At 73.3% G+C, this 23,059-nt stretch carries 1 protein-coding gene; it reads right to left on the bottom strand.

Going from position 1 to position 23,059, the window contains the following annotated elements; all coding sequences use genetic code 11:
- Positions 1-13 precede the first annotated feature (13 nt).
- On the bottom strand, positions 14-23,053 hold the full coding sequence (locus KVT45_RS50190; protein WP_217560956.1) for a hypothetical protein: 23,040 nt from the start codon (positions 23,051-23,053) through the stop codon (positions 14-16).
- Positions 23,054-23,059 lie beyond the last annotated feature (6 nt).

Below are 23,059 nucleotides of genomic sequence, written 5' to 3'. Positions count from 1 at the left end.
GCGGGCCGGGTGGTCAGTCCCGGACGCCGGGCCGGGTGTGCCCGCCGGCCTCCGAAGGCTTCGGCTCCAGGCCCGTGAGGATCTCGACGATACGGTCGGAGACGCTCGACGGGGCGGTCGGGACCGGCGGTGCGTCCGCCGCGGGCGGCTCGCCGTGGTCGGCCGGCTCGCCGTGGTCGGTCGACTCGCCGTCCGCGTCGAGTATGTCGGGGTGCAGCGGCGCGTCCGGGGGAACCGGCACCGGGACGGCCCCGCGCGGGCGGGCGGCGAGGTACTCGTCGCCGCGCCGGTACACGGTCACCTGCGGCAGCGTACGGCCGGTGTCCGTGTCCGTGTCCGGCCCGGCACCGGAGAAGTACCGGTAGCCGCCGTCCTCGGCGACGACGGTGAGGCCGATGCGGAGGGCCCGCGCGGTGAGCGAGGCGGCCAGGTCGGACGTCGCGGTGTCCCACCGGCGGGCCGTCCGGAGGTTGAGCCGCACCAGGTTCCGGCGCTGCGGGTCGGTGAGGCCGGCGTGCAGGGAGCCGGGCAGCACACCGCCCCGCTCCTCGATCGCGGCCTGCAGCGCGAGGTCGCTCCGGAAGCGCCGGTCCAGCCGCTCCCTGAGCTCGCCGGTGTGGAAGGTGGCCCCGGGGTCGAGCGCCGCCCGGGAGGGCAGCGGACCGAAGGCCACCAGACGGGCGAGGGCTGCCCCCTGCGACCGGTCGGCGTCGCGGCCACGGGCGCCCTGGACGGCCGCGTAGAAGCCGTTGCCGTCGTCGTCCGGGGCCATCAGGTCGTACACATGGGTGCTCCCGTCGGGATCGGTGGCGGTCAGGGTGCGGTGGTCGGTGGCGGCGTCGAAGCGGCGCGCACCCGTGTCCACGGCACCGCCGGGCTGCCACGGAGGGCGGCGGTGGGCGGGCAGCGGCTCGGCCTCCGCCCGCAGGGCGCCGCCGTCGTGCAGCGGATCGGCCGTCGCGGTCTCCGCCCGGGGAGACTCCTTCTCCGGAGCCTGCTCCTCCGGGGCCGTCTCCTCCCGCGTCTTCCCCTTCCCGGGCCTCTTCTCGGAGGCGCCGCCCTCGCCGCCGCCCTGTTCCTGTTCCTGCTCCTGTTCCTCCGGCCTCGGGGCCGCGGGTGGCTCGAAGGTCACCGCGTCCGGTTCGGGCGTGGTGCCGAGCCGTCCGCGGCCGTCCGCGGTGGCGTGCAGCTGGTGCCAGCGGGTGAGCCGGTCGGTGGCCTCGCGCACCCGGGCGTACTCCTGGGCGAGGGCCTCGGCGAAGTCCCGGTGGTCCTGCAGGGTGCCGGCGAAGGTGTCCCGCCGGGCCCGCGCGGTGTCCCGGCCGGCCGAGGCGTCGGCGACCGCCCGCAGCGCCTCCTCCAGCCGCTCCTGCGCGCCCCGGCGTTCGCGGTCGTGGAGGTCGGCCCAGTCCCCGTGCGCGGGTTCGGCGCCCGCCGCGTCCTCCGCGTCGAGGCGGTCGACCGCCTCCCGGGCGTCGGCCGCCTCCGACCGCGCCGCGGTCAGCCGCTGTTCGGCCGCGCTCAGCTCCCTGTCGTACCGGTCGCCGTCGTCCCGGCGCAGGTCCCAGTACTTCTTGTCGGCGGCGGTCCATGCCTTGTCCGCCTCGGTGACCGCGTTCCACGCCTCGGCCACCTGCTTCGGGAAGCCCGAGTCGTCGATCAGCCCCAGAGCGCGGGCGACGTCCTCACGCACCCAGGCCAGGACCGTGGTGTCGGTCTCCCTCGCCTGCGGCCCGCGCCGGGGGTCGCCGAAGACGCTGCGGGCCGCGCGGCCGAGCCGGCTGTCCTTCACGTGATGCCGTACCTCGGCGACGGACAGCCAGGTGGTGGGGACGGCGAAGAGGAACGTACGGGCCGTGTTCGGCTTGACGTTCACCGAGGTGAGCCGGTCGCCGCCGGCGGCCAGGGCGTCGGAGTCGGCGGAGTTGTCGGCGGGACCCGCCGTCATCTGGGTCGTGCCGGTGCTCTGCGAGGACACGAAGGGGCCGCCGCCCAGCGCCGCCTGCGTCGCCCCCTGGCGGGCGGCGGACGTGGCGACGCCGTTCACGTCCCGTCGGGGGGACTCGAACTTCATCCCGTCGGCGACGGCCAGCAGCTGCGCGTTGCCGAAGTCGGGCTTGGAGTACAGCCTGAGGTCGCCGTGCGAGCCGCCGAGGAAACCGCGGTCGTCCAGTCCCGGCACGTCGTAGCCGCCGGCGGTCAGGGTCCGGTCGTAGAACGCGGTGAGGGCGCTGTCGCCGGTGCCGTCCTCCAGGTTCTGTGCCGCCCCCGAGCCGGGAGCGGTCAGCGGCGTCCTCCCGGCCCGGTCCAGCAGCTCTTCGGTCAGGTCGCCGGTGAGCGGGAAGGACGTGTCGTAGGCGGCGGCCATCGCCACCGTGTTCGCCTCCCGCAGGGCGTCCAGACCGACGATCCGGCGGACCCTGAAGCCGTCCTCGGGCAGGGTGAACGGCTTCGTGGTGCCGTCGCCGGGATGCCGTACGTCGTGCCACCCGCCGGCCCCGGTACGCGGCACGTCGACCCGGCGGGAGCCGCCGTGCACGGGCAGCGTCGGCGGGGCCAGCCGGTCGTCCGGCGTCGCGGCGGCGGTACCGGCCGGGTCCGGGCGCATCAGGCTGAGAGGGTAGTGCTCGACCAGGTCGCCGACCTCGCCCTCGGAGCGGATCGGGGCACGCCCGGAGATCTCGGCGGTGAGGCGCAGCCGGTACCGGGTGACGTACTCGCCGTGCGCCTGTGAGGTCGCGGTGGTGGCGATCCTGACGCTGCCCTCCGACTGGTTCTGGGTGATGCCCCGCTGGGTGATGCCCACCGTCGACAGGGCGGGACCGGCAGCCCTGACGGTGTCGTTGTGGACGTGCACGGCCGCGGCGACGGTCGTGCCGACCGTCCTGCCGGACACCCGGCTGCGGCCCTGCTGGACCGTCTCCACGGCGTGCCGGGGTTCCTCAAGCTCCACACTGTGCCCCAGCCCGCCGAAGCCCGGGCCGTCGGCGGCGTCCGTGCTCTGCCGCGCCACCCGGACCGGGACCAGCTCCGCCCGTACCCGGACCGGCCGGTGCCCGACCCAGACCCCCACGGTCTCCGAGCCCCAGCGGCCGAGCCGCGCCGGGACCGAGGAACCCGGTCCCCGCTGCTCCTTGCCGAGTGCGCGGGCGACCCGGGCCGACACCAGCCGGTGGATCGTGTCCCGGTCGGTGGCGGACAGCCCCAGCGGCCGGAGCTTGCCGTCGAAGTCGCTCAACACCGCCGTGGCGTCGAGGGAGTCGACCGGGAAGCTGCCGAAGGGGTGGTCGAGCAGCCAGGGCTGCGGCGACCAGGACCGCCCCTGGTCGTACCGCGGCACGTCCCCGTACGAGTCGTGCAGCAGCCCGAGCCGGTAGGCGCTCTTCTCCGGGATGTGACCCATCCAGCCGCGTTCGACCGTCACCCGGCGTCCGGCGACCCCGGCCAGCCGGCCCTCCAGGAGCTGCCGGCGGGTCGCGTTCTCGCCGACGACGCTGGAGGCGGCCGCGATCTCGTGCGCCACGTCACCCACGACCAGGACGTGACGGTTCGCGTCCCTGCGGGTCATCTCCGCGATCGCGGTGCGCGTGACCGTCCGCCACTGGGACCGGTCCAGCCGGTACGGGCTCGCGGCCAGACCGTAGGTGCCGACGACGCCCGGCCCCACCCCGTGCGCGTTCTGGTACGCGACCTGCCCGCCCACGAAGACCGTGCTCGTCCTGGCGTCGCGTCCGCTGACCGTCGTGGACCCGCCGACCGTGGTCTCGGTGTCCACCGTCACCCCGCGCGTCAGCGCGACCAGACGGTCGGGCAGGACCCGGGTCCGGTGCGCGACGACCGACGTCCGGTCGAGGTACGGCTTCTTGGACCACAGACCCGACACCCGCCATCCCGCGGCCGTCGACGTCTGGTCGAAGTTGGCGGTCAGGTACTGGCTCTGGAACACCCGCAGCGCCGCGTCGTGCGCGGGCGCGCCCTGCCGGGTCAGCAGCCACGAGCCGTCGGACGACGCGCCCAGCACCTCCTCCACGGCCCGTGTGATCGCGGGATCGGCGACCACGGCGAGGGTCTGGTGCGGGTGCTTCCCGAACGCCGCCGGGAGGTCGTCCGTGCCCCGGCCGGCCGGCGGGTTTTCGGCGAGCGCCAGGCTCAGGGCCTCGTGCCGCTCCATGCGTACGACATCGGCGGCCGTCCCGTCCCAGGACTCGGTGACCTCGGTGGGAGTGTGCTCGACGGGGATGCTCAGCAGCACCCGGCCCACCACCGGACCGCCCTCGCGCGTGGCCTGGCCGGCGTCCTGCGGCCCGCCGTTCCCGCCGATCAGGTCGGTCTCCGGCTCGGACAGGACGAACGGCTGGGTGCCGAGCAGGTCCAGCAGGAGCGGGCCGCGCAGCAGGCCGCGCGGCCGCCGGAAGCCGCCGCGCTTCGCCGTCAGCGTCAGCTGGTAGCTGTAGAGGTGCGAGCCCTTCGTGCCGATCGACATCGCCTCGTGCGAGGCGGAACTGCCGTACCCGCTCTCGGACTCCACGCGCCTGCCGTAGGAGGCCCCCAGCGACACGGTGCCCGCGTGCAGGGGCGCCCCGATGTCGTCGCTGGCCTGGTCACGCGTCGACAGCACCGCCTCCACCCCGCCCTGCAGACCCCGGGTCCCCGCCTGCTGCCCGGCGAGGTTCTCGCTGCCCGGCGCGCTGTACCGCAGCCGCAGATCCTCCCGCAGGCCCTCGTAGCGCCGCCCCGTCAGCTTCGCGTCCACCCACACGTACCGGCGCTCCCGCGTGGTACGGCTGGAGCCGACCAGGGCGATCGGCAGCCCCGTGGTCGTCATCCGCTCCAGGTTCCCGGCCATGTTCTGGTAGGCGAGGGTGTTCAGCACCTCCTGGGTGTTGCCGAGGACGAGCTGGAAATGGTCGCCGTCCCGCCAGCGGGGGTTGTGCGGATCGAGTTCGTCGAGGGGGGCGACCAGGTCCGGATACGCCTGGGCCACGGCCCTCAGCACCTGGTCGGCGAAGTGCTCGGGCAGCGTGCGGTGCGTGCCGTCGCCGTCCTCGTGGGTGTGCCTGTCGTCGGCGAAGGCGAACTCCTCGACGTGGCTCATGCCGAGCGTCGGCGGCCGGTCCTTCGTCAGGTACGGGGGAGCGGCCGGCTCGGCGCCGGGCGGCTGCTGCCGCGTCCCGGCCGGTTCGGCCAGCCGGCGGGCCTCGGGGAGCGGCAGGCGTTCCAGGCTCCAGGTCCGGAACTCCCTGGTCTCCGGCTTCCGGCTCCAGCTCCGGGGCGAGTTCTTGCGCAGCTTCGCGGGCCCCTGCGCGGTGTTCGGCCGGTCCTTGGCGAGCGGGGCCCTGGTGTCGGGCGGCGCGGTGACCCTGACGACCTTCTCGACGAGGTAGAGGCCGGTGAGGTCGCCCTTGATCTGGGTGGCGGACTTCACGGCGCCGGTGCCGCCGGTGACGAACGTCCGGCTCCGCGAGGCGCCGTAGCGGATGTTGGCGCCCGCCAGCAGCCGTACGTTCACCGCGCCGCCGGGCAGGTCGAGGAACTGGAACGCCGGACCGGCCGACGCCGCGACGTCGGCGCCGGCGGACTTGGTGACGGCCCGTTCGTTGCGGAGAGTGGTCTGCTGGATGTCCCGCAGCTCCGACACCTTCGACCCGTCGAGCAGCACGGCCTTGCCGGACTCCACGCGCACGGAGAAGACGCCGATCGGGTCCCGTCCGGTCCCGTCGCGGAAGAGCGCCGGTGTGGTGACGGGACCGGTCGTGAGCGTCTTGCCCATCGTGTGGAAGGAGTCGGTGGAGAAGAACTCGCTCAGCCGGGCTCCGGCGTCGGTGTCCGGCGTCACCTTCGCCCGTTCCAGCACCCAGTCGCGGACATGGGCCAGCGGGCCGTAGGCCTCGGTGGCCATGGTCCGGTAGCTCGTGCCCGGCCCGAGGTGCAGCACCTCCGGCAGCTCCGTCCGGTCCCCGGACGGCTCACCCCTGGTGTAGCTCTCGCCCAGCCGCACGGACAGCCCGTTGCGCACCGCGAAGCCGAAGGCGACGGGCGACCGGCCGGTGTCCTTCCCCCGGACGGTCCTGCCGTCCGCGCCGACGGCCCGGCCGTCCCTGTCGGTGACCGCGAACTCGTACCGGACGTGGGCGAGATGGGGATGCGAGCCGTCCATGGTGCGGGACTCGGTCTGGTTCAGCACCTGGTTCTGCATGTTGTACTGCACCCGCTTGCCCTTGGTGAGCTGCGCCGAGAACCGCACCCAACCGGAGAGCAACTGCCGGACCGGGCCGAGGGGCACGCTGGGCAGCAGCGAAGTGCTGTTGCTGTAGGCGGAGTTCACCCCAGTGGTCCGGGTGTCGCGCACCATGACGTCGTTCTTCGCCGGGTTGACGTGGCCGAAGGCGAACCGCTCCCAGCGCTCGTACGGCCGCGCGGTGACGGTGAGTACCCGGGTGCTGCCGCCCTCGGTCCGGTAGACGAACCTCCGGCCGTCGCCGAAGAAACCCTGCGGACTCTGCACGAGCCCGCGCCGCACGTCGTCCAGCAGCCCGGTACGCCCGAGGAAGCCCGTCCGCGTCGCGGCCGGCCGGATGCCGGGTGCCTCGCCGAGCCTCCTGCCGAGCTCCTCGACGACGAGGTCGGCGCCGCGCAGTACCCGGTCGGACTGGCCGAAGGAGAAGGACCGCCGCAGCACGTCCTCCGGCAGGCCCAGCCGCGATCCGAGGGCGCCCATGTCGCCCATGTGGACGGGCAGCCGGGTGCCGTCGGTGAACGCCACCGGCCGGGCCGTCAGCTCCGGAGGCGTCAGGTCGCGGTCGAGCCGGGGCGGGCGCCGTCTGTCGAGATCGTCGCCGATCCACGAGGGGGGCGGGGTGTCCTCCGGGATGGTGACGAGCCCGCTGGGGCCGGAGGGGTTCGGCGCCGGCGCCGTGCGGGAACTGCCGGACGGCCCGGCCTCGGAGGACGTGCTCGGCCGGGCGCCGCCGAGCGCGCCGCCCCGGGTGTTGGTGATGCCGAAGAGCCGGCGGAGCTGTTCGGCGAGGGCGCGGGCGCCGTCCTCCGCCGGGGCCGGACCGCTGTCCTGGAGGAGACGGTGGGCGACCGTCGCCGCGATGTTGCGGTACAGACGTCCGTACCGGGCTTCGTTCTCGGAGGGGTCGACGTGGTTGGGGGAGGGCGGGGGATAGCCGATCCCCATCACCTGCTGGGCGCGCCGCATCAACGACCAGTACTCGTCGAGCGGCAGCCCGCCCAGCGCGAGCCTCGCGGAGTCGAACTCCGAGTGCCAGTGGGCGACCAAGGCGAGGTCCACCGTGGGATAGCGGGGGGCCGACTCCTGGCTGCCGCCACCGTCACCGCCACCGATGGTCCGGTCCGAAGCGGAAGCGGAAGCCGAAGCCGAAGCCGTGTCCGAAGGCGTGTCCGCGTCGGAGGCCGAAGCCGAGCGCGTCGCTTGGGCCGTCGCCGTCGTCGTCGCCGGGCCTGTCTCCTCCGCCTCGATCAGTTCGTACCGCAGCCGGGACCGCTCGAAGCCGTCGCCGAGGGCGGGCAGGGTCCGGTACATCGACGGGCCGTCGCTCAGATCGACCCGTTCGCCACCCGTGCCGGTGAAGCCCGCGATCTCCGCGCCGCGGAGGATCTCGTACAGCGAGTGGTCCCCGTGCACGCCCATCCAGGCGATCAGGCCCTTGAGGAAGTACGACTGCTGCGCCGCGGGGACGTTCAGCCACCGGAAGGCGCTGAGCATCAGCGCGGCGGTGCCGGACACCCCGGTGCGCGTCGGAATGCCCCGTGCCCGCAGGCCCCCGGCCCACGAGGAACCGCTGACGTCGAAGGTCACATGGCCTTCCCGCCACATGACGGGAAACTCCGGGCCGGCCGTGCCCGCGTCCAGGTCGGCGGCCCGCAGCTCGCCGAACGTCCGTGTGCGCTCCACGACCTTGACGACGTTGTGGGTGATGAACCGCTGCCGCAGCGGCTGCCCGTCGACCTTGACGTCGACGACACCGGGCTGCTTCCACACACTCGTGAGGATCGGGAATCCGTCGCTGTCGAACGGCAGGGTGTTCAGCGGCACGTCCTCGAAGGACACCCCGACCGCCGCCGTCAGGTCCGCGTTACGCCGCAGGAACTCCAGCTCGCGGGAGCTGAGCCCGGCACCGGCCGCGCGGTAGTGCCCGGGGGTGCGCCGCGCCCGGGCGCGCTGCTCCTCGCCGAGCCTGACCCGGGAGGCCCGGCTGGCCAGCAGTTCCGCGCTGTCGCCGAGCCAGCTCTCGCCCCGGGACGCGATGTTGCCGAGGGCGAAGGCGTCCGTGCCGAAGAACCGTGCGTGCCCGGGCGAGACCAGCCGCAGCACGCCGTGCGCGAAACGCCGGTAGGGGCCGTTCAGCACCTCGTGGTGGTCGCGCAGCGCGTCGACGTCCAGTCCCAGGGACCGCGCCCGGTCCCAGTCCGCCCGCGCCAGGATGTCGTTCAGCACCGTCCGGAACGTGACGTCCGCCTCGGCGTTCTCGAAGGCGGCGTTGAAGAACGCCGTGTACATCTCCCGGGTCGAGCCCGAGGCCAGCAGCTGCCGGATCTCGTCCGGGCCCAGTGCGGTGCCTACCTGGCCGGCGTACCCGACATCGCCCCGGACGAAGGAACGCAGCACGGCGTCCTCGTCCGCGCCCGAGAAGTCCCGCAGCACGTCGACCAGCCGGACCAGGGCGTGCCCGACCGCGTCCCGGACCCGTTCGTCCTGGTAGGCGTGGCGTGCCAGCTCCTCCTCGAACTCCTCGGCGGCCTCGTGCCAGTCCGGCAGGCCGAGGAGCGGCGAACGCCGGAACAGTCCCGTACCGGTACCGGTACCGCTACCGGTGTCGGCGGAGCGGGAGGTCCCGCCGTGTTCCGCCGTGTCCTCGCCCGGGTCACGGGCACCGCCCGGACGGTGGAAGTACGCGCCGGTGTTGAGGTAGTCGGCCATGAGGTCCGCGCGCCTGGCCAACGGCTGGGAGTGCCACGCCCGTCCCATCCCGTCGTACGCCTCCTGGAGCGCCTCCTCCGTCACCGGCACCCGCACCTGCTTGGCGATGACCAGGTCGGCCAGCGCACGCCGGGTGCCGGGCCCCAGTGCCTGCCAGCCGCCGCCCGACGTGCCGGCGTCCGCCCCCGGACCGCCGCCGGCCGTCGCGGGCGGCCCCACCTCGTCCGCCTCGATCAGCTCGTACCGCAGCCCGGGCTCACCGCGCCGCCCCGGTTCCTCCACCCACTCGCGTGCGACGACCCGGAACCGGGCCCCGGGCAGGAAGACGACCTCTTCCTCGCCCTTCGCCCGGGAGAAGTAGGAGATGTCCCGCCCGTACGTGCCGGTCAGGTTGAGCTTGAGCAGGACCGGGTGGCTGACCGGTGTCACCTGGTGGCGCCTCGCGAACCCGCGTGCCGTGTCGCGGTCGCGCGAGGCGCTGGTGAAGTCGTCGACGGTGATCAGCGGGGCGTGGTAGCCGACGGGCAGTGCCTTCAGGAACGGGCTGATCAGGCTGTCGCCGCCGACGGCCCAGTTGCCCCGCCACACGGTGACGTCCTTGACGGGAGGCAGCGCGTGGAGCGCCGTACGCACCATGTCCGCGTGCAGCCGCGCCTCGGCCACGAGGTCCGGCAGGATCTCCTCCAGGCGCTCGAACAGCTTGCCCTGCATCTCCAGCCGCCACGCGTCGAGCGCGGAGTCCAGCAGACCGGGCTCCTCGCGCTGCCGCTTCCGCAGCCTCAGGTACTCCGTCCGGTACGCGCGGTACAACCGCGACATCCCGCTGTCCGAGAAGAGGATCTCCGAGACTTCGCCGTCGTCGCTCTTCGTCCGGTTCAGCCGCTGGGTGACGAGCTTGCGCAGGGTACGGCGCAGGGCCACCCGCTCCACTTCGGGGTGCGTGGCGTCGGCAAGGCCGGCGACCTTCGTCACCGTATTGATCAGCTCGAACTCCCCGCCGGTGTACACGGTGAGCGCGCTGAGATGCGCGAGACCGATCCGCGCCGGCAGATCCCGTGCCGAAACACCGTTGCGCTGCAGCCAGTTGCTCAACCGCGTGTCGACGCGATGCGGGGGAGTGCTCTGCGCCCGCTGTATCGCGGAGTACCGGGCCGCGGCGAATTCCCTCGCCTTCTCGGTGGGCGCCTTGATGCCGTCGTCGCGCAGCAGACCGAGATAGGCGGCCTCGTCGGGGAGACCGGTCCGGTCGGCGCCGCCCGCGGCGCCGGGCAGCAGCCGGGACCGCTCGAAGCCGCTGCCGAGGGCGGGCAGGGTCCGGTACATCGACGGGCCGTCGCTCAGATCGACCCGCTCACCGCCGCTGCCGGTGAAGCCGGCCAGCTCCGCGCCGCGGAGGATCTCGTACAGCGAGTGGTCCTCGTTCGCACCCATCCAGGCGATCAGGCCCTTGAGGAAGTACGACTGCTGCGCCGCGGGGACGTTCAGCCACCGGAAGGCGCTGAGCATCAGCGCGGCGTCGCCGGACACGCCGGCGCGGGTCGGAATGCCCCGCGACTCCAGGTCCCTGGCCCAGGAGGACTCGGCGACCACCGAGGGGTCCGGGCCGGCGAGCAGGTCCGCGCCGTCCGTGAGCCAGGTCCCGCTCCCGGACGCGACGGTGCCGAGGGCGAAGGCGTCCGCGCCGAAGAGCCGCGCGCGGCCGGGCGAGACCAGCCGCAGCAGGGTGTGCGCGATGAGCCGGTAGGGGCCGTTCAGCGCGCGGTGGTGGTCGCGCAGCGCGTCGACGTCCAGTCCCAGGGACCGCGCCCGGTCCCAGTCCGCCCGCGCCAGGATGTCGTCGAGCACCTCTTTGAGCGTGACGCCCGCGTCGGAGTTGCCGAGGGCGGCGTTGAAGAAGGCCGTGTACAGCTCCGGAGTCGGGCCCGAGAGCAGCGTCTGCCTGATCCCGTCCGGGCCGAGTTCGGTGCCGACCCGGGCTCCGTACCGTCCGGCGTCACGGACGAAGGAACGCAGTACGACGTCCTCGTCCGCGCCCGATGCGGACTGGAGGACTTCCACGAGCCGCCCCAGCGCATGCCCGACCGCTTCCCGGACGGGCCTGTTGCGGACCGCACGCTGTGCGAACTCCGCCTCGAACGCGGTCGCCGCCGCACGCCACCCGGGCACGTCGAGGAGCGGCGAACGCCGGAACAGCCCTGCACCCGCCCCCGGCCGGACGGCTCCGCCGGGATCCGCTCCCGCGTCGCCCGGACCACGGGCACCGCCCACCCGCTGGAAGTACCTGCCGGTGTTGAGGTAGTCGGCGACCAGATGCGCGCGCCTGGCCAACGGCTGGGCGTGCCACTCCGCCCCCAGGCCGTCGTACGCCTCCCGCAGCGCCTCCTCCGTCACCGGCACCCGCACCGGCTCGGCGGCGACCAACTCCGTCAGCTGCCGCCGGACATCGGGTTCCAGCGCCTGCCAGGCACCGCCGGACGCGACGGCCTCCGGGTCCGGTCCCGCGCCGGTGTCACCGTCGGACTCGTCTCCGTCCGGTCCGTCTGATCCCTCCGACCCCTCCGACCCCTCCGATCCATCCGGTTCGGAGAGGGGGTCTCCCCAGACGGTGGATATGGAGTTCTCGAGCGAGTTCACCATCTGCTCCACCGAATAGCCGCCCTGGAAGAGGCGATGCAGATCGGTCGAGATCACCGGTGGCAGGCCCTGTTCCAGCAGCAGCCTGAACAGCAGCAGCTGAACGTTGAGCCGGCGGTTGCCGTCGGTGAAGGGGTGGACGACCTGGAGGGCGCGAACGGTTCGGGCGATGGCGCCGAGGACGCCGTGGTCGTCGCCGTTCGAGCGCTCGACCTCCTCGTAGTGCCGGTCGAATATCGCGTCGACCAGTTCGGGCGCCTCCCCGTTCCGGTAGTTGGTCTGGATCACCGAATTGCGGTACTGGAAGGTGTTGAGGATGGTGACGGGCGCGGGCTCGGAGGTCTTCCGCAGAATGCCGTCCGAGATTCTCGCGATCAGCTTCCGGTCGCCGATCCTCTCCTCCAGCAGGTCGGCGCTGAGTTCGTCGTTGCGCAACGGGAAACCGGTCGTCCCGTTGCCGGACCACCGGAACCTGCCCACGACATGGCTGGTGACGAGCCCGTGCAGTCGCTGGTACCCGTGGGAGGTCATGCGTTCGCCGAGGGCGGACTCCTCGTCGAGAGCCGCTCGATAGGCCTCGACCATGCTCTGCTGGAAGCCGGGGGACTGGTCTTCGTCGTAGTAGCGGCCGATCTCACGGAATCGCCCGGGATCGGCGAGGAAGGCCTCTCTCGCCTCCTCGTGGTGCCGCGGATCTATGTAGAGCAGCCACCAGTCCTCCTCCCGGAGGAAGGCCGACAGGGGGGTCGCTCCGTGCGTCTCGATGGACGAGGCCGCCTCGTCGTCCGTGACAGCCCCTTGCGACCCCGCGTCCTCGTCTCCCGTCGCGACGTCCGCGGCGGTCCGCGGGCCGGTCAGGGTCTGGACGAGGCCGGTCAGGCCGGTCCTGTCGGCGGGGCGGCTGATCAGGTGGTCGGCGACGACGAGAAGGTTCCGGACCGCTGCGGGCTGCTCGGCGAGAGCCGTGTGCGTACCCAGGAGCCCCTCGTACGAAGGCAGCGGCACCGGCTGGTCGGGGTGCAGCAGTCCGTGAGCCTCGACGAGCGCTTCCTGAAGCGCCCCCACCGCGGAGCCGGTCGCTGATCCGCCGGGTGCGAAGAGCTCCCTCTCGACGACCTCGCGGGGCAGCTTGTCCCACCGCCGCTGCATTCTCTCCAGGGCCTGCGCGTGGCCCGGGGCTTCTTCGGCATCGTGCTCGGTGTCGGTGTCGGTGCCGGTGTCGGTGCCGGGCTCGGCGTCGTACCAGGTCGCGTCCTCGGAGCCGGAGTCGGCGTCGTACCAGGTCGCCTCCTCCTCGGAGTCGGAGTGTGCCCTCTCACCGGGCTCGGCGACCTCGTCGAGCCCGGGCGGGGAGCCGAACAGCCCGCCGGAGAAGTCGCCGAAGTCGCCGAAGTCCTCGTCGTCGGATGCGGCCGTCTGCTCGGCGGGGGTGGTGGTGTGTGCCGGGGTGGGCGGCGGCACCGCTTCCGTCGGGTGCTGCGGCCCGGAGTCCTGCCGGGCGTTCCGCGGGGCCGGTTCGGGGTCATGGGAGGAAACCGTCAGAACGGGCGTCGCGGGCGCGGCGGACCGAGCGGCCGGGACGCCCAGGAAGGCGAGGCGCAGGGCCTGGAGCACCTGGTCGTTGCGCGGGTCCTGGGCCTGGGCGGCCAGGGCCCTGAAGTACGCGTGGAGCCCGGCCTGTTGGTCCAGCGTCTCCCTGATCGCGGCGGCGACGAGGGCGGTCTGGTGCGGCTCCGGAGCCACCGAGTACCCACCGGTCGCTTCGCGTACGGCGGCTTCCTGCCGGGCACGGAAGACCTCGACCGCGGCCTGGAGCCGCGTCACCTGCTGCGGTGTCACGACGAGGCTGGCCGGCTCGGCCTCCTGTCGCATCACCTGCCGGTAGTCCTGGGGGTCGTAGGCCACCATCCGCCGGACCACGGGGTCGTCGTCCCCGAGGACGTCCGTGATCTGTTCGTCGATCCCGAGGGCGGTGAGCCGCGCCATCTCGTCCTGGGACAGGAGCCGGCCGCCGTTCGGCAGAAGCTCGCCTCCGTCCCGTTGCGGGAGCGAGCGCAACACCGACAGGGCCGTGTCGGCCTTCTGGAGTTCCGCCCAGCTCTCCAGTTCCCGCAGCCGGGTGCCCCACTCGGTCTCGTGGACGATGGCGTCGGTGACCGCCTGGAGCCGGTCGGCCGCGTGGCCGTCGAGACGGTCGTACGGCGTGTGGCTGGTCAGCACGGAGAAGAAGGGCCGGCCCAGGAGCTGCGCGAGATTGCTGGTGTTGGCGCCTTCCAGGACGGCGGGCAGGGTGCCGAGCCGGTAGACCTGCCGGAAGACGTCCTGCGGCAGCCGTCCGCCGTCCACGACCAGCACCTGGTCCGGTTCGAGTGCGGCGATGCGGCTGCCCAGGTCCGGATCGCCCAGGCCCGCGTGGAACAGCCAGTCCGCGGTGTGGCGGGGCGCGAAGTCCACGGTGGCGGTCCCGAGGGTCAGCACCACCGAGGGCCGGCCGAGTTGTGCTTCGTGCACGCCCGCGGCCAGTGTGCTCACGGCGGAGGCGCGGCCGGGGGCGTCCACGTTGTGCAGCCCGTAGACCGGCATCAGATCGAGGCGGCCGGCGTGTACCGCATCGGCCAGCGCCCGGAGACCGGTGCCCCGTGCACCGAGGCCCCGGGAATCGATCAGGGCGTTCAGCTCGGGGCCGGTCGGCTCGGGCACCCGGAAGCGGTACAGGGCCCTGGCCGGGATCAGCGGGGTTCCCGTGCCGTCGTCCTCCAGGTCGTGGACCGTGACCTCGGCGTCCGGGCCGGTGCGGGAGTAGATCAGGCGGTGCGAGTCCTCCCAGGCGTACGGCTTGAGCACGACCGCCTGATCGGCCCCCACGAAGTCCAGGAACCGCCTGGCCGTGTCCGGGTACGGGTCGAGCCGGTCGCTCGCCGCCACCAGGACCAGGGAGTCGGGGTGCGTTCCGGCCGGGCGACCGGTCGGCGGCGCTCCGGCGGCGGGCTCCTCGGTCTCCGGCTCGCCCGTCTCGAACGTGCCGGTCAGCCAGTCGATCCGCCGCCGCATGTCCTCCGGCACCAGCAACCGGAGCCGTTCCTGCACGCTCTCCGGCGCGATGACCGTGACGCGCTCCCGGTAGCCCAGCTCGTCCAGCGAGTCGATCAGCATGGTGGCGGCCGCCTGGTGACCGAAGTTCGCGGCGTCGTCCACGACGACCGTCACCCTGGTGAGCGAGGCCAGCCGTTCGCGCACCGACAGGTCCGCCTCGTCCCTGTCCCCGCCCTCGTCCAGCGGTCGGGCGCCACCCTGGCCGTAGAAGTACGAGCCGCCGTCGACACGGTTGGCCAGCAGACCCGCGATCCGCTCCAGCGGCTGCGAGTACCACTCCGGCCCCAGCTCGTTGTACGCCCTCTTCAGCACCGCATCCGTCAGCGGCACCGCCCTCTTCACCAGAGCGGCGGTCGACCGCGTCAGCACCCGCCTGGCCTCGGGCGACAGCCGCTGCCAGGCGCGGTCCTCGCCCGGGGCCGAACCGGCGGCGGTGCGACGGTCGGCGATCAGGTTCCTGAGCGTGCCGTAGGCGTCCGCGTTCGCGGCGTGCCGCCGTAGCGGGCGATCGCTCGCGAACTGTTCGGGGGTCGTCTGCAGCAGCTTGTACGAACCGTGTTCCGCGAGCCCGTCGAACGCCTCCTGCTTGAACGCCTGCCCCAGCGCGGAGCCGTCCTCGGCGAGCGGACCGTCCTGGCCGAGGGAGAACGTGTCGGCGTCGCGGCCCCAGGCGATTCGCCGGTCCGTGTTGAAGTACCAGTCGAGGGGGTGCCGCAACGGGTTGCGCGGGGTGCGGATGGCGTCGATCGTGCCGCCCAGGTTCGCCGCGTCGATGTCCTGGTGCAGGGCCAGCGCCCGGACCGGGATGTCGATGCCCTGCCCGGCGAGGTACTCGCCCAGGTGGTGCTGGGCGGCGAAGAGCGAGAAGCCGGTCTGGGTGTAGTCGACGAGCAGGATGTGCCGGCCGTCGCCGGGGTGCCGGTGGACGTGCGGCAGCACGAACTCGTCGAAGTGCGCGAAGAGCATCCGCCGCTGCTCGTCGGTCAGCGGCGGCTTGTCCGGCCCGGTACGGAACGCGTCGTACAGCACCGACCAGGGATCGCCCGGTCCCGGACGGAAGTCGGACAGCGGCACGGACTCGGCCCGGTGGCCGGCGGCCTGGAGCGCCGCGACGACGGCGGCGGGGCTGCGGCCCAGGCCGAGGTAGAAGTGGTGCTCCGGCGGATACCGGTCGCTGATCACGCGTGCGGTCTCGATGACGGCGTCGAGGATCTGGTCCTGCCCGGCCCGGAGCTCCGCGTGCGCGGCGGCGCGCAGGTCCGCCAGCAGGCGGAGGCCGTCGTCGGGGCCGTGGACGACGGGCGCGCGGTCGTGGGCGCCGCCGTACAGGTAGCCGGTCACCGCTTCCCGGACGACGCCCGGCGGCACGTACAGCCCGGCGCGGTCGAGCAGTTCCTTGACCCCGAGGGGGGTGAGCCCGGATCGCGTGCCGTCCGCGTCCAGGAAGACGTGCGACGACGGCTCGTAGGGGACGCGCCGGTACTCCCTGACCGGTTCACCCGTCGCCGGATCCACCACCCGTTCGCCGGACCCGGGGTCCACCTTGTCGACCAGCATCCAGTGCTCGGACGACACGGGCCACGGCCGCCGTGTCTCCGCGGCGGACGTGAGCGGTCGCGTGGCGTTGCCGGACTCGGCGGAGTGCGAGGGCGTCGCCTCACGGGGCTCGGCGACCGGATCGGGCGTGGACTCCGGCTCCGAGTCCAGGAAGCCGGTGAGGTTTCCGAAGCCCTCGTCGCTCTCGTCGTCGGAGCGGTCTGTTTCTCCGGGGTGCGGTGTGGCGGGCGGGGAGTCGAGGAGGCCGGTGCCGGTGAAGTCGCCGAAGTCGTCCCCGTCGGATTCGGCCGCCTCTTCGGTGTGTGGTGTGTCCGGTAGGCCGGGGGCGGTGGGGTGTGGGGAGTCGAGGAGGCCGGTGAAGTCGCCGAAATCCTCGTCGTCGGATGTGGCCGTCTGTTCGTCGTGCGGTGTGCCGGGACGGACGGCCGGCTCGTCGGGGGTGATGGTGCGGACCGGGGCGGGCGGCGTCACCGCCCGCGTCGGCGGCGTCTGTGCCGGGCTCTGCGGCTCGGAGTTCTGGTGGGTGATCTGCGGTGCCGGTTCACCACCGTGGGCGGACTCCGTGGGCAGTGGCGTGGCCGGTGCCTCCGCGAGGTCGGTACCGGTCTCGGAGAAGGCGATGCGCAGGGCCTGGAGCACCTGGTCGTTGCGCGGGTCCCGGGCCTGGGCGGCGAGGGCCGCGAAGTAGGCGTGGAGCGGGGATCCCTCGGTGCGCGACTGGCTGATCGCGTCGGCGACCACCGCGATCTGCTCGGGCAGCGGGGCCACCGAGTAGCCGCCGGTCGTGTCCCGTACGACGGCCTCGTGCCCGGCGAGGCGGGCCTGGACCGCCTCCTGAAGTTGTGTCAGCTGTGCGGCCGTCACGACGAGTCGGGCCGGGTCGTTCATCTCCAGCTTCAACTGCCGTCTGTCGGTGGGGTCGTACGCCACCATCCGGCGGACGGTCGCGTCGTCGCCGAGGACGTCCGTGATGTCCGTGTCGGGCAGGACGTCGGTGAGGCGCTGCATCTCGTCCTGCGTCAGGAGCCGGCCGCCCTCCTGTGCGGGGAGCGCGCGCAGTACCGATCGAGCGGTCTCCGCCGTCTGGAGGTCGTCCCAGCCCGGGGCGTCGGGCAGCCGGGTGCCCCACTCGGTCTCGTGGACGATGGCGTCGGTGACGGTCTGGAGCCGGTCGGCCGCGTGGTCGTCGAGACGGTCGTACGGCGTGTGGTGGGTGAGGACGGAGAAGTAGGGCCGGCCCAGGAGCTGGACGAGGTTGCTGGTGTTGGCGCCTTCCAGGACGGCGGGCAGGGTGCCGAGCCGGTAGACCTGCCGGAAGACGTCCTGCGGCAGCCGTCCGCCGTCCACGACCAGCACCTGGTCCGGTTCGAGTGCGGCGATGCGGCTGCCCAGGTCCGGATCGCCCAGGCCCGCGTGGAACAGCCAGTCCGCGGTGTGGCGGGGCGCGAAGCGCACGGTCGCGTCGCCGAGGGTCAGCACCACCGAGGGCGTGCCGAGCCGCGCCTCGTGCACCCCGGCGGCGAGCGTGCTCACGGCGGAGGCGCGGCCGGGGGCGGCCACGTTGTGCAGCCCGTAGACCGGCATCAGGTCGAGACGGGCCCCGTGCACCGCGTCCACCAGGGTCCGCAGCCCCTCGCCTCGCGCACCGCCGACCTGGGTGGTGATCAGGGCGTCCAGGCCGGGGCCGGTCGGCTCCGGCACGCGGAAGCGGTACAGCGCGCCGCCGGGGATCGGCGGGGTGCCGGTGCCGTCGTCCTCCTCCAGGTCGTGCACCGTGACCTCGGCGTCCGGACCGGTCCTGGTGTAGAGCAGCCGGCGCGCATCGCCCCAGGCGTACGGCTTGAGCACGATCGCCCGGTCGGCCCCCACGAAGTCCAGGAAGTTCCCGGCCGTCGCCGAGGACGCGTCGAGCCGGTCGCTGGCCGCCACCAGGACCAGGGAGCCGGGGACTGCTCCGGCCGGGGCACCGGCCTGTGCACCGCCCTGTGCACCGCCCTGTGCACCGCCCTGTGCCTCGTCCGTGCCGAAGGTGCCCGTCCGCCAGTCGATCCGCTCGTTCATGGTGTCCGACACAAGCAGCCGGAGCCGGTCCCGCACGCTCTCCGGGGCGATCACCGTGACGCGCCCCGGGTAGCCGAGTTCGTGGAGGGAGTCCATCAGCATGGTCGCCGCCGCCTGGTGACCGAAGTTCGCGGCGTCGTCGACGACGATCGTCACCCCGGGCAGTGCGGCCAGCCGGTCGCGCACCATCCCGTACGGCTCCGGGGCGGTTGCGTCGGCGTCGCCGGTGACGGTGTCGGGGTGGGGGCCGATGAGCCGGTGGAGGAGCTGGACGTCGCGGGGGCGGAGGGTGTCGGGGGTGAGACCGGCCTCGGCCCATTCCGCTTCGAGGGGCCGGCCGAAGTCGCCCATGAGCGCGCCGGGGATGCCGGGGTTGTCACGGAGACCGAGCTGGTGGGCGATTTCATGGGCGTAGCGGATGGGTCCGGCCTCCGCCCACCAGGTGGTGAGGGTCATCGGCCGCGTGGTGTCGTCGGTGAGCCCGACCGTCAGGTGCGGCGGGCCCTGGTCGTGCGGTGCCGCGGGACGGTCGGGATCCTCCGTGAACCGCAGTGTGACGTGCACCCGGCTGCCGTCCGGGAGCACGGGAACGACACCGGGAGTGCTGAGATACGCGGCACCCTCGTGCGCCCGCTCCCGCACGACGGCGACCTGCTCGGCACCGAGGCCGTGACCGTCGCCGATTCCGACCCTGACGGTCAGGTCGGTGACGGGCCGGCCCTCGTGGCGGAGGTGACGCACCGTGAACCTGGAGTCCACCGAGTACGGGCCGTCCGGTCCCACCGGAATGATCCACCGCCTGCTCACCTCGCTGGGCTCGGCCGCCGCCCGCGCCTCCTGGAACGCCGCGTCACCGCCCATACGGTCGTCCGTCACGACCGGCACATCCACGGCCTGCGCCGAGGCGCGCGGCTGTGTCTCCTCCGGGGACCGGCCGGGCCCGCCGGGGGCGGGGACCGTCCGGAGGGGGGTGGTCTCGGCGGCGGTCAGGGTGCGGGTGAAGGCGTCGGTGTGCTGCCGCTCGTGGGTGAGCCAGCGGCGGATGTCGTGTTCGGCCGGCGCGTAGAGGGTGTCGTAGCGGGTGACGGTCTCGGTGCGGAAGTCCCGGCCGATCCGTTCGAGCGTCGCGGGGTCCACCTCGTAGCGGTGGGCCAGGCTGTCCGGGTGCCCGGCGATGCGGTGGAAGTCCTGGGCGGCGTGGGCCAGGACGCTCTGGAGGCCGGCCTCGTGCGTCAGCCGTGATGCCAGGGCGGGAGTCAGGGTGCTCATGACGTCGTCCCAGGACCGGCCTGACGACCGGTCGGGGACGGGGGTGTGCTCGGACACGAGGCCGCGGAAGTCGGCGTGGCCGAGATCGCCGAACCAGTGGCTGTCGAAGTGCTCGCCGACGGTCTTGGCCCACTCCTCGGCGAGCCGCTCGTGACCGTCGTCGTGGAGCTCGGTGCCGTTGGCGATGTCCGCTTCGAAGGCGTCGATCGCGTTCCGCAGCAGCTGCTGGGCCTGCGCCAGCCGCAGGGCGCGGGTCTCGGCGTGGGCCAGGCGCTCGCGCAGGGCCGAGGGCTCGCTGATCCGGTCGAGGTGCGCCTGCCAGCGCGCGGCGAAGACCCGGCCCGCGGTGTCGCCGCCGGTCTCGGCGCCGAGCGTCTCGTAAGCGGTGCGCAGGTCACGCCGGAAGTCCTCGCGTGCCTGGGCCAGCTCGCTCCCGCCGAGCGTTCCGCCCGCGACGAGGTCGTCCTGCCAGTCCTCGGTCACGCGGTCGAAGTCCCGGGTGGCGTGCTCGACCTCCCGCTCACGCGCGCCGAGCCTCCCGATCTCCCCGGCGAACTCCGCACGCGCGGTGGCGATGCGGTCGTCCAGCAGCCGCCGCGCAACCCCGCTGTCGGCGCCGGCATCGGTGTGTGAGGGTGCGGTGGTCCGGAACGCCTCGTCGACCGCCTCCAGGTACCGCTCCCGCAACCGCGTCCGCAGCTCCTCCACGGTCCGCGGCACATCGGCGTCCTCGGTGCGGTGCGGGGCGTCCTCGTCGCCGGCCTGCCGGTTCCGGTCGCCTTCGGCCCCACCGCCGTCGCCGGTCTCCGTCCGGTGGGGGAGGTAGTGCCCCCCGAAGGGGTCCGCCGCGCGGAAGTCCGCCAGCGCCCGGTCGAAGTCCTCGCCGAACATCTCCAGGTGACGGACCCGCTCCGACACCCATGCGAACAGGTGCGGGATGTTCTCGCGAGCGGTGTCGCGGGCCGCCTCCCACCGCTCCCCGTGACCGGTGCCTTGCTCCAACTCCCTGTACACGGTACGGAGTTGCTCGCGGTACGCCTGCTCGATGCGCTCGCGGACCACCGGGTCCTGCGGCAGGCGGCGCCCGCCGAAGAGGTCCGCCTGCTCGAACCGGCCCGAGCCGTCGGCGACCTCTCGCGCCACATCCGCGCCCGGCCCCTGTGCGAGCAGGGACTGGAAGCGCTCCTCCACTGCCAGCCGCTGGTGATATGTGACATCCCGCAGCTGCCGGAACTCCGTCCACTGCTCGGTCCGCGACGGCACGCCGGACCGCGCCGGCGACGACCACACCGGGGCATCGCCGCGGCCGGACCCCGGCTCTTCCACGGCGACGGGGTGCTCATGCGCACCGGCGGTCGCCCCGGTCTCCGTGTGGATCCGGGGAGCGGTCTCGGCCTCGGTCCGGGGGTGGGGCTGGGCCTCGGTCCGGGGGTGGGGCTGGGCCTCGGTCCGGGGGTGAGGCTGCGTCTCGGTCCGGAGCTGAGGCTGAGGCTGCGTCTCGGTCCGGAGCTGAGGCTGAGGCTGGGCCTCGGTCCGGGGCTGGGGACCGGTCTGCGTCGTCGTGCGGGTCGGTACGGGCACGGAACGCGGGTCGGAGGTCTCCCGAGGGTGCCCGGCGGCGTCGGGGCGCGGGGCCGGGGTCGCCTGGCCGGACGTCGGCAGGGGTGTCGCCCGGCCGAGGGATCCGGGCTGTACGACGGACTGCTGCCCGCCCGGCATGTTCCAGCCCGCCGTGTCGCCGCTGGAGTCCCGCGGCTCGTCGACCGGACCCGCCGGGTGGTCGTTCGCGCCCGGGACCAGAACATCCCGGACGGAGGTGGAGAGGTGGCTCTGGCCGGTGGTGGGGACGAGTGTCAGGTGCGTCACCGCCGCCGGGTCGCCACCTGCGTCCGTGTCTGTGCTCGTGTCGGTGCCGGTGCCGGTGCCGGCACCGGTGTTCGTGCCGGTGCCGTCGCCGGTGCGGATGTGCGGTGCCGTGGACGGGGTGGGGGTGTCCGAAGCGGAGTACGCGGTACCGGGGTCGTCGGCGGTGCGGGTGGCGGACGGGTTGAGGAACTTGGCGGCGTCCAGGCCCGCGGTCTTGATGCGGGTGCCGAGGAACTCCGCGTTGTGCTCCAGGGCGTGGCTGATGCGGCCGCCGGCGACGCCGGAGACGAACGTGCCGAAGCTGGTGTCGAGCTTGTGCTCCGAGTAGGCGTTGTAGACGACCTCGGACGCGGTCTGGTGCAGGCCTTCCGCCATCCCGAACCCGGCCAGGTGGCTGAACTTGCGGCCCCAGTCCGTGGCCAGCGCCCCGGCCACCCCGTACGAGAGGGCGGTCCGCACCCCGCCGTCCGCGCTCTTGGGCAGGCCCTTGGCCAGGACGTCGTCGAGGTCCCGGCCGAGGTTCTTCCGGCCCAGGTTGGTCAGCAGGGTGTCCGCCCAGGTGCGGCCCAGGTCGCGGGCGGTGTCGGAGGACATGTCCTTGCCGAAGCGGTTCGCGAACGCGTCGCCGATGCCGTCGCGGAACGCGTTCCGGGTCGCGGTGTCCAGTCCGTGGCCCAGTGCGAGCTTGTCGACGACGGTGCCCACGTGGCCGGCCACGTCCTGGGCGAAGACCGGGTTCCCGTCCGGGGTGCCGCGCGGGTTCCTGACCGGCCCGGCGCCGTCGTCGAGGTGGTCGTCCGCGTCCCGGAGCAGGTCCTTGCCCGCACCCTGGGGCAGGTCCTTGGCCAGGTCCTTGCCCAGCGTCTTGCCGCCGGCCGACGGCAGGTCCGTCTTCTCCAGGACCTTGAACAGGTCCTTGACCGTGTTGCGGCCCAGGTACTTCGCCAGCGACTGGGCCAGCGCCCCGCCCAGGAACGGCACGAACGGCGCCAGCAGGCCCTGGACCACGCCGAAGCCGATGGCCTGCTTGAGGTAGTCGCCGCCGTGGTGGGTGGTCTTGCCGTCGTTCGCCCGGGACCAGCGCACCAGCAGGTCCATCCCCGCGCCCAGCCCCACGTTCAGCGCCACGTGCGTGGCCAGCGCGGTCAGCAGCCGCAGCACGACGCTGCGCAGGATCAGCCGGTACAGCGCCTGCAGGAAACTCTGCTCGATCAGCGCGCCGATCGGGTTCCAGATCGCCATGAGCAGCGTCAGCGCCCACTCGAAGACGAACTCCACGAGCTGCGCGATGATCATCCGGTTCGCGTAGTCGACCTGGTACGCCGACTCGTGCGCGTAGTCCGCGAGGTTGTTCGCCGTCTTCTTCAACTGCTCGATGGCGTCGCCGCCGTCGCCGCCCGGGAAGAACGTCGACATCGCCCGTACGTAGGCGTCGCTCCACTGGCCCGTGGCGTTCCGGGACACCGCCTGCGAGATCTTCGCCAACTCGTCCTGGAGCTCCGTCAGTTGCCGGGCCAGCTCCAGGTTCGGCTCCTCCATGTCCGAACGGATCCGGTCCGACTTCGCATGCGGAGGCTTCATGCCCGTCAGGAAGACGAACAGACCGTCGAGTGAGTCCGGGAACATGGGGGG

Source organism: Streptomyces sp. GbtcB6 (genome assembly GCF_019091475.1).
Lineage (GTDB): Bacteria > Actinomycetota > Actinomycetes > Streptomycetales > Streptomycetaceae > Streptomyces > Streptomyces hyaluromycini.
This window is presented reverse-complemented; position numbering and strand designations above follow the sequence as displayed.